Origin of the sequence: Pedobacter psychrodurus (assembly GCF_004331735.1) — a bacterium.
Classification (GTDB): Bacteria; Bacteroidota; Bacteroidia; order Sphingobacteriales; family Sphingobacteriaceae; genus Pedobacter; species Pedobacter psychrodurus.
This window is the reverse complement of record NZ_SJSO01000019.1, coordinates 25,685-38,448: the sequence shown is the minus strand read 5'-3', so window position 1 is coordinate 38,448 and position 12,764 is coordinate 25,685. Positions and strand designations below refer to the sequence as shown.

Annotated in this window: 14 protein-coding genes; 9 read left to right on the top strand and 5 right to left on the bottom strand. The window is 36.5% G+C overall.

Translation table 11 applies throughout. The features are described 5' to 3' along the window. Window positions 1-12 precede the first annotated feature (12 nt). The gene (gene crtD / locus EZ456_RS19125) at window positions 13-1,485 is read right to left on the bottom strand and encodes a 1-hydroxycarotenoid 3,4-desaturase CrtD (RefSeq protein WP_131532915.1); all 1,473 of its coding nucleotides are present in this window, start codon (window positions 1,483-1,485) and stop codon (window positions 13-15) included. Between the two features lie 4 nt (window positions 1,486-1,489). Then, a complete protein-coding gene (locus tag EZ456_RS19120) occupies window positions 1,490-3,193 on the bottom strand; it encodes a M28 family peptidase (RefSeq protein WP_131532913.1) in 1,704 nt (567 codons plus the stop codon). A gap of 105 nt (window positions 3,194-3,298) precedes the next feature. On the opposite strand from EZ456_RS19120, the gene EZ456_RS19115 reads away from it, so the two are divergent. Continuing rightward, on the top strand, window positions 3,299-4,474 hold the full coding sequence (locus tag EZ456_RS19115) for an ATP-binding protein (protein WP_131532911.1): 1,176 nt from the start codon (window positions 3,299-3,301) through the stop codon (window positions 4,472-4,474). On the opposite strand, the gene EZ456_RS19110 is transcribed toward EZ456_RS19115, so the two are convergent. Beyond that, entirely contained in the window at window positions 4,465-4,923 is a 459-nt protein-coding gene (locus EZ456_RS19110) for a DoxX family protein (protein ID WP_131532909.1), read from the bottom strand. The two genes, EZ456_RS19115 and EZ456_RS19110, sit on opposite strands and share 10 nt — an antisense overlap. A 286-nt stretch (window positions 4,924-5,209) precedes the next feature. After that, window positions 5,210-5,572, bottom strand: coding sequence for a winged helix-turn-helix transcriptional regulator (locus tag EZ456_RS19105; protein ID WP_131532907.1), 363 nt, complete (start codon window positions 5,570-5,572; stop codon window positions 5,210-5,212). 114 nt (window positions 5,573-5,686) lie between these two features. On the opposite strand from EZ456_RS19105, the gene EZ456_RS19100 reads away from it, so the two are divergent. The 4 genes from EZ456_RS19100 to EZ456_RS19085 all read left to right on the top strand — a co-directional run bounded on the left by EZ456_RS19100 (window position 5,687) and on the right by EZ456_RS19085 (window position 8,666). Beyond that, a complete protein-coding gene (locus EZ456_RS19100; protein ID WP_131532905.1) occupies window positions 5,687-6,106 on the top strand; it encodes a nuclear transport factor 2 family protein in 420 nt (139 codons plus the stop codon). Window positions 6,107-6,519: 413 nt separating this feature from the next. Then, window positions 6,520-6,630 (top strand): hypothetical protein, encoded by a 111-nt coding sequence (locus EZ456_RS19095; RefSeq protein WP_025145553.1) that lies wholly within the window; start codon window positions 6,520-6,522, stop codon window positions 6,628-6,630. A 141-nt stretch (window positions 6,631-6,771) separates the two neighbouring features. Then, window positions 6,772-8,184, top strand: coding sequence for a 23S rRNA (uracil(1939)-C(5))-methyltransferase RlmD (rlmD, locus tag EZ456_RS19090; protein ID WP_131532903.1), 1,413 nt, complete (start codon window positions 6,772-6,774; stop codon window positions 8,182-8,184). 71 nt (window positions 8,185-8,255) lie between these two features. Beyond that, entirely contained in the window at window positions 8,256-8,666 is a 411-nt protein-coding gene (locus tag EZ456_RS19085; RefSeq protein WP_131532901.1) for a hypothetical protein, read from the top strand. A gap of 142 nt (window positions 8,667-8,808) precedes the next feature. Here the strand turns inward: EZ456_RS19085 and EZ456_RS19080 are convergent, their stop codons facing one another. Continuing rightward, on the bottom strand, window positions 8,809-9,513 hold the full coding sequence (locus tag EZ456_RS19080; RefSeq protein WP_131532899.1) for a head GIN domain-containing protein: 705 nt from the start codon (window positions 9,511-9,513) through the stop codon (window positions 8,809-8,811). A 193-nt stretch (window positions 9,514-9,706) separates the two neighbouring features. On the opposite strand from EZ456_RS19080, the gene EZ456_RS19075 reads away from it, so the two are divergent. The 4 genes from EZ456_RS19075 (at window position 9,707) to EZ456_RS19060 (ending at window position 12,762) form a co-directional block, all read left to right on the top strand. After that, window positions 9,707-10,213: a phosphoribosyltransferase family protein gene (locus tag EZ456_RS19075; RefSeq protein ID WP_131532897.1), complete on the top strand. Its 507-nt coding sequence runs from the start codon at window positions 9,707-9,709 to the stop codon at window positions 10,211-10,213. Between the two features lie 211 nt (window positions 10,214-10,424). Beyond that, window positions 10,425-11,024: a 1-acyl-sn-glycerol-3-phosphate acyltransferase gene (locus EZ456_RS19070; protein WP_225876575.1), complete on the top strand. Its 600-nt coding sequence runs from the start codon at window positions 10,425-10,427 to the stop codon at window positions 11,022-11,024. Then, on the top strand, window positions 11,021-12,118 hold the full coding sequence (locus EZ456_RS19065) for a glycosyltransferase (RefSeq protein WP_131532896.1): 1,098 nt from the start codon (window positions 11,021-11,023) through the stop codon (window positions 12,116-12,118). Before EZ456_RS19070 ends, EZ456_RS19065 begins: the two co-directional genes overlap by 4 nt. After that, window positions 12,088-12,762 carry a carotenoid biosynthesis protein gene (locus EZ456_RS19060; protein ID WP_131532895.1) on the top strand — a complete coding sequence of 225 codons (675 nt, stop codon included), beginning with the start codon at window positions 12,088-12,090 and terminating at the stop codon, window positions 12,760-12,762. The genes EZ456_RS19065 and EZ456_RS19060 overlap by 31 nt, the downstream gene beginning before the upstream one ends. The last annotated feature ends 2 nt before the right edge of the window (window positions 12,763-12,764 follow it).

The window sequence follows — 12,764 nt, the reverse complement described above, 5'->3', positions numbered from 1 at the left end:
AAACCCTAAACCCTAAATCTCATCATCAATTATCTTAGCCGATAACAATGCAAGAGGGATTCCCCCACCCGGATGTACGCTGCCTCCACAGAAATATAAACTTTTAACTTTCGAACTGAAATTAGAATGTCTTAAGAAGGCAGAAAACTGATTATTAGAACTGTTACCGTACAGAGAGCCTTGATAGGAACCGGTTTTAACTTCAATGCTTCTGGGATCGAGAATCTGTTCGCAAATAATATCTTTTTCAATATTTCTGTTTAACAAACGGCTGATCTTTTTGATAATATTTGCTCGGGCCTCTTTAATCAACAGGTCCCAGTTTTGACCGTTATTGGCAGGAACGTTTATCATTACAAACCAGTTTTCGCTATCTGTGGGTGCATCCCCTCTAATGTGTTTAGCACTGATATTAATGTAAACAGTAGGGTCGTTGCTAATGGTTTTATCTTTCCACATCGCACTAAATTCCTTTTGATAATCCTCAGTGAAAAAGATGTTGTGTAAACCCATATCGCTGTAATTCCCATCCATGCCCCAATAAAATATCAAAGCCGAACTGCTGCGTTCCTGATTAAGGAGTTTTTTTGGTTGCAGTATTCCACTGAGCAAATTTTTATAGGTAAACCAGATATCAAGGTTAGAAATAACAACATCTGCCTTGTAGGTTTTATCGTTAACTTTTATGCCTTGTACTTTGGGTTTGCGTTCACTCGAATATAAGATTTCTTCAGCCTTTTGGTTGTAATGAAACCTTACGCCTAACTCTTCTGCTAGTTTTACTAAAGCTGTAACAATACTGTACATCCCGTTTTTTGGAAGGTAGGCTCCGTAGTGGTACTCGAAATGTGGAATTACATTCAATGTGGCCGGTGCCTGATAAGGATTAGAGCCGTTATAGGTAGCGTAACGGTTAAAAAGTTGCGCTACTCTATCGTCCTTAAAGAAAGATCTATTTGCTTTTGCCTGTGTTCTAAAAGCATCAATCTGACCAAAACGGAATATAGATTTTAAGGTATCCCAATGCAGGTAGCTTTTAAGTTTGTGCAAACTTCTTTCTAAAAATACACGGTGTGTAACTTCGTAAATGGTTTTGCTTTTGTTTAGGTACCGATCAATCTCTTTTGCCGTTGATTGGGTTTTATCTTCAATTTCTTTTGCAAATTTATCCAGATCTGTACTGGCATTTAATCTTAAACCATCTTCGTAGAAATAACGGCAAATCTCTTTCAGCTTAATGTATTCGAAATAATCTTTAGGGTTTTTGCCTGCCAGTTTAAAAAGTTCATCCACATATTGGGGCATGGTAAAAAGGCTCGGTCCGGCATCAAACCTGAAACCGTTCATTTTTATTTCTGCCAGTTTCCCCCCGGGTTTTGAACTGGCTTCGAAAACATCAACTTCATAACCCTTCATGGTAAAACGAATTGCAGACGCAATTCCTGCAATTCCTGCACCGATAACTATTGCTTTTGGTTTAGGCATCAATCTACTTCAACGCTTCTAAATATACTTTTGTTTGCTTTTCGATCTCATTGGTTGCAAATTTAATCGCTGACCCCACTCTTGTCGTTTCAGATTTTACAGGCATTTTATTAACCGTTGTTAGGGCATCTACATACCATTTGGCCCAAACTTCAATAATATGTTTTTCATCGGTCACAACTTTGCCATCTGCGATTGCTTTCTTACTTAGTTCAAATTCTGTTTTTAAACGGGTTAAAGCATCAGTTTTGACCTGCGAAACGGTAGCTATAGCGGTATTTTCATCTGCTGAAATAAGCGTATAAGCTGCGGTTAATCCACTTACCCCTACATTTTTCATTTCTTTAGGCGAAACTTTATCAATTCTATCATTATCGGTGTGGTAAAATACATCGGTAAAGTGCCACATCAATAACCCTGGAATTTTATTTTGCAAGAATGGTGTATGATCGCTACCGCCCTCAAATGGATTGTAGTTAACTGTCCAGTTGGCAAATTTGCCCTGTGTTTTGCAGATGTCGAAAATGAAATCGTTAAAATAGTGAGGGAAAAGATCATTTTCGGAAACATCCCCAGCACCCCATTCTGTATGTTTATCTGCTCCCCTTGTCCAGATGGCAGATGGATCCGGCATTTTTTCAATAAGGAAAGAGCCGCCGGTTTTTTTAGTGTCCTCACCAACCATATCCAAACTCATTCCCCACATAATGCCTTTTGCGCGTTTGGTATCTTCGGTAATATACCTTCTTGTTGATACAATTTCATCACCCCATAAAAAGGTTAAAGTACGCTTCGGACTGATCTTTTTTGCTTGGTATAATTCAGCGGTTAATCTTGCCATTTCTGCTAATGTGCCAACACCACTGGCATTATCATTTGCACCCGGTTCCTGAACATGGGCACTGAATACAAAGCGCTCTGTTGGGCTAACACTTCCTTTAACGTTAGCTACAATAGTTAATTCTTCTGAAGGATAAATTTTGGTCTGAATATTAACCTTTAATTTGGTCTCGCCTTTTAAGCAGGCTGCTTTTAATTTTTCTTTGGCGGCATAGGATAAAAGTAAAGTCCATACTTCGCTATTAGCCTTCATACTCCCAAACTGGATAGAAGTCTGGTGAACTTCTGGTTGTGTATACTTTGGCATTGAATAGCCCAACACACCAATGGCTCCCGCCTTAGTAGCAATCTGAAGTAAACGTGAAGGATTGCTCTCTGAGAATAAAATTTTACCCTTAAGGTCTATCTTTTCTATTTCGGCAGGTGTTGCGTTGGCAATGAAAACCACATTTGCTGTAGCGCCTCCTAATGGTGTTGAACCACAATTGATCGGGATCATGTTGCGGTTAGTTTTATAAGAAATGAGGGGTTGTGATTCACCAATAATATCGATGTTGGCATCAACAGGCTCCCAAGTATTGTTTTTCATCGCTCTTTTTTCGATGCGATAGGTTAAAGGAGCCTCAAATTCATTTTGTTTCTGTTCTACAAAGCCAGCTTTTTTAAGGATATTTTCTACATAATAAATACTAGCAGTAAAGCCTGTATTGCCAGGTACACGAAAGTATTTTTCTACAAAAGCAGTTGTTTTGTAGGCGTTTTTTTCTATGAAACCAGCCCTTGTGAGTTTGAAATATTCATCCGTTGAATTTTGTGCGAAACATCCCAATCCGGCAAAAAGCAGTACAAAAAGTATCTTTGTTTTCATGATCGTTAGTAAAAAGCGAAAGATAACAATAGCATTTGATTCTTTTCTTGATTTGAATAAGATATTAAGTATGCAAATGTAATATTTAATATTACATTTGCATACATGATTCTCCGAAATTTAGAACCAATTCTTAAAGAAGCTTTACAGCGAAGCCCTGTGGTTGTGCTATTAGGCCCCCGTCAAGTTGGTAAAACTACATTAGCCATCGGCCTAATAGATGAGGTGAATGCTATATATTTAGATTTGGAAGATCGTTTAGATCTAGAAAAGGTTAGGGATATAAGTGCTTTCCATCAAAGTAACAAAAAATCACTCTTAATTCTTGATGAAGTTCAACGTTTGCCTGAAATATTTTCACAAATAAGGGGAATTGTAGATAAAGAGCGTAGAAGAGGAAATAAGACTGGACAATTTCTGTTTTTGGGATCAGCATCTTTAGATTTATTAAAACAATCCAGCGAATCGTTAGCTGGAAGAATTACTTATCTGGAGCTTTTTCCGGTAAATGTTAGAGAATATGCGCAAGAAGATTTAGCTAAGGTTAACGACCTTTGGTTGAGAGGTGGATTTCCAGAGAGTTTATTAGCTGCATCGGAGAAAAATAGTTTGATATGGAGAAAGGACTTTATCCGAACGTATTTAGAAAGAGATATTCCTCAACTGGGGCCTCGCATTCCTGCAGAAACGCTCGAACGTTTTTGGACAATGCTCGCCCACAATCAAGGTAGTGTGCTAAACGCAGCCCACTTAGCCCGCAATATTGAGGTTACAGGGGTAACTATAGCGAGGTATTTGGATTTGATGGTGGATTTGTTATTGGTTAGGCGACTAAAGCCATATACAGTTAATGTTGGAAAACGACTTGTGCGATCACCAAAAATATATGTAAGAGATAGCGGCCTCACTCATGCCTTGCTCAATATAAAAAGTTATAATGAACTACTTGGTCATCCGGTAGTAGGTGGAAGTTGGGAGGGGTTTGTGATCGAAAATATTATGTCTGTAATTCCATCTGGAGTACAAACATACTACTATGGAACACCCGGAGGCGCAGAAATAGATTTAATTCTGGAATTTTCAAATACCGAAAAATGGGCAATAGAAATTAAAAGAAGTTCTGCGCCTTCATTATCAAAGGGGTTTTACTTTGCTTGTGAAGAAGTAAAACCCAGTAGTAGCTTTGTTGTTTATGCAGGTAATGATACCTTTACAATGCAGGGCGGAGCGATAGCACTACCACTGGACTCATTAATGCAAAAGCTTATAAGCTATGCGTAACGTCTTCCCTTTTTGTTTTTCAACCCTTCATCAACCGATAAGGGGCCAGAACCTACTACCCAAAACATAATGAGCAGAAATAATACCAGTACCGAAAACCACAATTCCGAATTCGGTGTGGAGAAACCCGGGGTAAGGTTAACGAAAAATACAGCAAACAATAAGATTGGAATCTGAATTACAACGGCAAAGCGGGTAACTAAACCTAATGTAATTAAAACACCCCCAACCAAATGTGCAAATGCAACAACGTGAATAGCAACACTGATCAGCATGCCCGAAAAACCAAATACGTTGTTTTGTGTAATCATATTCTGAAGAACCGAAGTGTCGCTAACAAAAGAAACACCTTTTCCAAAAATGATCAGGCCAAGTACAATCCGAAGATAATCTAGCCATTTTGATTGATGAACATCTCCCCAATGTTCAATTTTACGGATAACGTTCATAATGAACCTCCATTTTTATGTGAATGATATATTAAGTTACGGATTTATATTGATTTGTCAAATAAAGAGTTGAAAATCAATCATGGTTTGTCCAAAACAAAATATGATTTTAGTGTATAGTTGATGTTTTGAAAAAAGAACAGATAGTATTACTCAGCATCCATATTTATGTAATGACCTAAACAAAAAATTATTTTTTGAAATAGAATTTGAGTAACAATTTAGAATGAGCTAAGCATTGCGCTTAACTGTTGAAAGTTTTTTCGGTATCCGCTATCATTGATAATTATGGTTTGCCTGTTATCTTCTGGCGATGTATTTTTCCCCAATCATACATGGCCGATATTAGCTCATTAAGCGAAACACTATAGGGTGTAAGTTGATACTCAACAGTAATTGGTCTCGTATCCAGTACCGTTCTGCTTATCAAGCCATTCATCTCAAGTTCCTTTAGCTCTTTGGATAGAATCCGAGGTGAAATTTCTGCTTCTTTTGCAAGTTCACGAAATTTGAATTTGCCGCCTCTCAAAATTGAGATTAGCACCAACTTCCATTTGCCCCCTACTATATCCATAGTATCCTTAAGCGTTAGCCATGCCTTCCTGCATTCTTCATCGGTGGCAGGCTTGAGACAACGATCTTTATTCATTATAATATTTTATTATTGGATGGTATCCTTTATGTAACCCATAGCGAAGGTATAAGATTACGTTAATATTTTTGTCGCATAAATTACATTATAAAATTATTTTAAGTATAAATTATGGATACTATAACAAAAACTACACTTGCAGAACGTTTATTTCGTTCGCATCTTGCTAAATTTACCAATCCAGATATGACTCGCGAAGCCTATGCTGATTTATTCACGGAAGATGCAGTTCAGCAGTATCCGTTTGCACCCGCACCTTATGCTAAAGAAGTATTAGGTCGTGATGCCATCACAGAATACATATCGAACGTTGTAAATGGTGCAACCGACTGGGACTTTAGAAACTTCGAGTTCTCAACTACATCTGATCCGGAAACAATATTTGTAGAATTTGAAGGTAGTGCTAATGTGATCGCTACTGGAAAATCTTACCGTCAACTCTATATTGGACGAGTTACACTTAAGGAAGGTAAAATTTCATGCTATCGTGAGTTTTGGAATCCTATGTGGATCATGGATGCATTTATGTAGTTTATAGGTATTATGTTAGGATTATTCAATCCAAATATCTTTGTGGTCTAAATCTTTTGGGGTTTTGCCCCAAAAGATAATCTGTATTGTAAATGCAATTTCATTCACATTATAAGTGCATTTTTCTGCGTTAAAAATAGACCATTTTTTTTAATTCCATATGAACAAAATATATTTTGGCCAACATTTAAAGAATGTCACGGCTACGGTTAAATTTGAAATAAACACATTTAGTTTTATTAACACACCATATTTTGAAAAGGACAAGCCATATTTTAAAGCAATTAATCTATAATTTGCTTTGTAGCGTTGTTTTTAACCAGCTGATGTAAAATTAACATAAAATTAATTTATACCGTTTCGGTTTTTGGTATGAATTTAGTATTATTGCTTAAATAGATAGGTTTTTTATCATGAGCAAAGAAATATTAGAGTTTTCTGTACAAGTAGATGAAAAATTTGACCTAAAATTTAATTGGTTAGATGGCTTTTGGGGCGCTGCATTTAAATTTTTTGGAAAATAATTTTTAAAATCGAAGTTTTCATTGCCGAACTGTTCTTGTTCGAATAGGATTATTACGCCCAATATTTTGATTAGTAGGCTTTTCAACCCTCTACCTTTCTGCCCTTAACCTTTAACCTCTTTTTTCTATATTTGCAAAATAATGAGTAGAAGAAAACCTGGTACGGTAACTATTGTTCCAAACGTACATATAATCGATATTGCTGAAGAAGGAAAAGGTGTTGGCAAGGCTGACGAATTGGTCATTTTTGTTGATAAGGCCGTTCCTGGTGATGTGGTGGATGTTCGGTTGACAAAAAAGAAAAAGAATTTTGCTGAAGCAATCATTGATCAGCTTCATGAAAAATCAGCTTTAAGAACCGATCCTTTTTGTCCTCATTTCGGAACTTGTGGCGGTTGTAAATGGCAGCACATGGGGTACGATGCTCAATTAAAATTTAAACAGAAAAATGTAGAGGCAGCTTTACAGCGCTTAGGTAAAATAGATACCTCAGGAACTGAACCGATTTTAGGCTCAGCAAAAAACAGGTATTACCGTAATAAATTAGAATTTACTTTTTCGAACAAACGTTGGTTGGAAAAAACTGATGTAGAACGCGATGAAGATTTTGATATGAATGCGCTGGGTTTTCACGTACCATTGCGTTTCGATAAAATTTTAGATATAGAGCATTGTTATCTACAAGATGAGCCTTCTAATTCCATCAGAAACTCGGTTCGTAAATATGCTTCAGAAAATGATTTGTCGTTTTATGATTTGCGCAACCACGAAGGTGTTTTACGTAACCTGATTATCCGTACGTCTACCACTGGAGAAGTAATGGTAGCGGTAGTTTTCGCTTATCCAGAGCAGGAGCAGGTTGATGGGTTGATGAATTTCCTGAAAACTGAATTTCCACAGATAACTTCGTTGTTGTATATCGTTAACCAAAAGAAAAACGACACTATTTTTGATCAGGATGTAGAAGTATTCTCTGGTCGCGATCATATTTTCGAAGAAATGGACGGCATCCGTTTTAAAATTGGGGTGAAATCTTTTTATCAGACCAATTCTGAACAAGCCTTCGAACTATATAAAATCACCAGAGATTTTGCCGGATTTAAAGGTGATGAACTGGTTTATGATTTATACACAGGCGCCGGAACAATTGCAAATTTTATTGCCAAAAACGTAAAACAAGTAGTTGGGGTAGAATATGTACCAACCGCTATTGAAGATGCAAAGTTTAACTCAGCATTAAATGGCATCGATAATACGATTTTCTATGCTGGAGATATGAAAGATATTCTTACTTCAGAATTTATCCTGGCACATGGCAAACCAGATGTGGTTATTACCGATCCACCACGTGCCGGAATGCATGCCGATGTGGTACAAAGATTATTGGAAATGGAATCTGATAAAATTGTTTATGTAAGCTGTAATGCAGCCACGCAAGCACGAGACTTGGAGTTATTGAAAGATAAATACGATGTGGTGCGCATTAAACCTGTAGATATGTTTCCGCACACGCAGCATGTAGAGAATGTAGTATTATTAAGGTTAAAGGTGTAAGGCTATAACCTTAAAATCAAATATTGTCATATTAAACCCTACACCTTCAACCATAAACCTTTTACCTTAAAATGGATAGAGAAGAATTATTAAGTGCAACACCCGAAGATAGTGGAGCACCACAAAAACAAGAAAGCCCGCTGGTAAGTTTAGAGAAAGATCTTGAGTTTTACGCTGAAGCTGTTAGGGAAGTTGCTATTGAAATTATGGTTGAAGGCATTTCTGCCCATCCAATTTTTATTGCTCATCAGCACGAAGTAAACATCGGTGAACTTATTTTAAATAAAGAGGAACTCAATACTGATTGGACTATACAAGCTTCTACATTAGAAGAATTTGTAGAAAAAGGAATCATTAGTAAGGAGAAAAAAGAGCCATTCTTAAAAGTTTATAAAAAACCGGAAGATTTTATGTGCGTATTTGTGATTGTTCCTGAAGGTGCCAACTTTATTTATTATCCGTATAAAAAAGGTAGAGGGTAGAAAGACTGAGGATTTAAGGTTTCTTACTATAGTCTTTAATGACCATAATCTGTGTAATCTATTAATCTGTGCAATCACCCATAAAAAAAAAACGCCGCTTTGCATCCACAAAGCAGCGGTTATTATTAACTAAACTAAACTTTTAATTCACGTGGTGAACATCTCCGCTTTTTGAGCTAGATGTTTTCTTAAGTGAAGCATTTCCTTTGTAGCTTACATCGCCGCCGCCGCTTGCACTTGCTTCTAGACCTTTGTTTACATAAATACTTACATCAGAACCACCAGAAGCCTGCACCTTTGCATAATCTGTAATTAATTCATAAGCGTCGATATCGCTACCTCCGCTTGATTGAATGGTCATATTTTCTGCTTTACCTTTTAAATCGAGGTCGCTGCCCCCGCTTGATTGAATAGATAGATCGTTACAAACAACAGTTAATTTTAAATCCGATCCTCCTGAAGAGCGAATGGCAAGTTTATCTGTCTTGATCTGGTTTTGTGTAAAAACATCCGAACCTCCAGATGCTGCAATTGCATTTAGGGTTTTAAAACTTACATAAGCTTTAATAGAACGATTTTTAAACATGCCGCTCCAATTGATGCCATCTTTAAACTTTATGGTAACATTGCTGCCACTCTGCTCTACAACAATATCTTTTAATGTTTCTGAATCCGATTTTATACTCACACTTTCGCTGCCACCTTGGGTTAGGTACAAATCGATACCGCTGCTTACCCCAATGCTATTAAAATTTTTAACTGTGAAACTTTTAGTTTCCTGTGCTTTAGCCATATAGCTGGTTACCACTATAAATAAAATGGCGGATGATTTGATAAGGATTTTCATAGTCGTTTTTTTGTTAAATGATTCTGAAGCGATCATTACACGGTATTTGTGGAACGAGGGCTTTGATTTTGTGTTTTGGTTATAGATTAGACGCATCTCTGGTGAAAACGTTGCAAACAATCGAAATTATTTTTCAAATAGTTTGAATTTCACCCTTAAAATCGTTCTTTTTGTATTCAATCCTTTTCATACAATGGCATCGCAATTACTTATTCTTAACAAGAAACAAATTCAGCAGAAAATAGATCGTATCGCTTATCAGATTTTAGAAGATAACCTGAATGAAAAAGAAGTGGTGCTTGCTGGTATTTGGGACCGTGGTTACAAATTAGCGCTAAGGTTAGAAAAAGTGCTTAAAAAGATTTCGGGCTTTAAAATAACCTTACTGCGTATCGACCTGCAGAAAGAAAGTAGCAAATTGGTTGCTTCAACAGATCTGGATGAAAGCCATTGGAAAAACAAGGTGATTATTATTGTTGATGATGTATTGAACAGCGGTAAAACCCTAGCTTATGGCTTGGGCGTTTTCTTAAATACGCCGCATAAAAAAATCCGAACGGTAGTTTTGGTTGATCGAAGCCATAAAATTTTCCCTATTGCCACCGATTTTGTTGGCCTTGAACTGGCTACCATCTTAAAAGAACATGTAGATGTGGTGATGGATGTAGAAGGAGAAGAAGATAGGGTTTATTTGAGCTAAGTGAGGATGTAAAATGGAAGAGGTAAGATGGATGATGGAATTGATTTAGTCGCGTGATTCGTCATTTCGACCGAAGTGGAGAAATCTATATATTTGTCTTATATCGTTTTCATTGCAAACGAGGACTATAACCGTTTTAAAGAAAACCACATTTGCAATTCACCCCAATTTTTTGCAATTTCCCGAAATGTATCAGCCCAGAAAAAATAATTTGATTTTCAACTTTTTCTCGTGGTACATCCAGTTTATCATCAAAAAAGATTTTTCGGCTTTTACCTATGATGAAGTGGAAACCAATCCAGATGCTTCTATACTGATTTTAGCCAATCATTTTAGCTGGTGGGATGGCTTTTTCCTCTTTTATATCAACAAAAAAGTATTTAAGAAACAATTTCACGTTTTGGTGAATGCCGAAAATTACAATAAAGTAGGTTTCTTGAAATATCTTGGTGCTTTTGCAGCCGAAAATAAAGGTAAAGATGTTTTGGAAACCCTTAATTATGCCGGCAAGCTGTTAGATAACCCCGCAAATTTGGTGCTTGTATTCCCTCAGGGCAAATTATATTCGAACCATTTAAAGAATGTCGGTTTCGAAAAAGGAGTGATGCAAATGATTAATGCCAGTCAGAAAAAAATCAGTATTATTTTTGCCGCCACCTTTATCGATTATTTTGCTAAAAGAAAACCATCAGTTTATAATTATTTACAGCATTGGGAAAATGAAGAATATGTGAGCTTACAATTACTAAAAAGAGCCTATAATAAACATTACGATCAATCGGTTGTTAAACAAACTCAGATCATTGAATGACAATTTTTATTTACGCGGTTTTAATTTTCCTGGTCATCAGGTTTTCGGTTACTGTTTTCAATTTCCTTTCTAACCCAAAGTTGTCGAGAGTGGTTAAACACTATCACGATAAGGTTTCGATCCTAATCCCCGCTAGAAATGAAGCAGCGGATATTTTAGAATTGCTTGTTTCGATAAAAAATCAGGATTACACCAATTATGAGGTTATTGTTTTGGATGATAACAGCGAGGATAATACTTTTGAGGTCGTCGAAAAATTTTGTCTTGCAAATTCACAATTCAAAGTGGTGAGCGGTGAAGAGTTGCCTCAAAACTGGCTTGGAAAAAACTATGCCTGCCACCAGCTTAGCGAACTGGCTACCGGGAAATACCTTTTGTTTATTGATGCAGATGAATCAATTAAAAGAGGATTGATTAATAGCCTGATCAACCGGATGGAAATAGGAAACCTGGCATTGCTAAGCGTTTTTACCAATCAAACTATAAAATCGATAGGTGAGTGGTTAACGGTGCCCTTAATGCATTTCATTCTATTGAATTTGTTGCCTTTGCGTTTGGTTAAGCTTTCAAAAAATCCGGCATTTGCCGGGGCAAGTGGACAATGTATGTTTTTTAATGCCAATAATTACAAAGAAAACCATTGGCATGAGCGGGTTAAACACCAGGTTGTAGAAGATGTGGAGATTATGAAGTTGGTAAAACAAGAAAAATTTAATGCTGAAGCACTTTTAGCCAATGGACTGATTTATTGCAGGATGTACAAGAATTTAGGTGAAAGCTTAAACGGTTTTAGTAAAAATTTACTGGCAGGTTTTGGTAATAACATCATAATATTATTACTTTACCAGCTTTTGGTAACCATAGGGCCAGTAATTTTAATCTTAAACTTTAATGTTGCTTCACTTGTATTACCATTAACTTTAATAGTGTTAAGTAGAATAATGATCTCCTATTTGTCAGGACAAAATGTTTTGGTAAATCTGATTTTACATCCCTTACAGATGTTGTTCTTCTTAATCATTTCATTCATTTCTATAAAAAAACATATTTTTAAAACGAGCACATGGAAGGGCAGAACGATCAAAACGATTTAAAGATTAAAAGGATTGCATTAGCAATAATTATCGTTTTTCATGTGGTTGGCTTGCTTGGCTTCTTAATTCCAGCTGCCCAGCCTTATTTTATCAAACTTGTTCCCTTTCACTTGTTGCTCATGTTCGCCATAATTGTTTTTTCGTACAATGCAGATGTAAAACGTTTGTTATTACTGGTTTCGGGTGTATTTCTCTGTGGCTTTCTAGTCGAGGTATTGGGCGTGCATACCGGAAAAATATTTGGTAGCTATTATTATGGCGATACATTGGGCTACAAAGTTGCTGCGGTTCCATTACTAATGGGCGTAAATTGGGTAATCCTTATTTTCAGTGTGGGGCAAATGATGAAAAGTATGAAAATCAGGCACAGCATTTTAGCTTCGGTTATCGGTGCTCTTATACTTGTAGGTTTCGATTTCTTTTTAGAGCCTGTAGCCATGAAATTTAACTATTGGCAGTGGGACTGGCATGAAATTCCTGTTCAAAATTATGTGGCCTGGTTTATTGTTTCAGTAATTTTGTTAAAGTTTTACTATGCTCTGGGGCTAAAGCAACAGAAATATATTGGTACTGTAATGTTCGTTTCACAGCTAATCTTTTTTGTTGTTTTATATATGACAACTGGAACAAATATTTTTGCTTAATT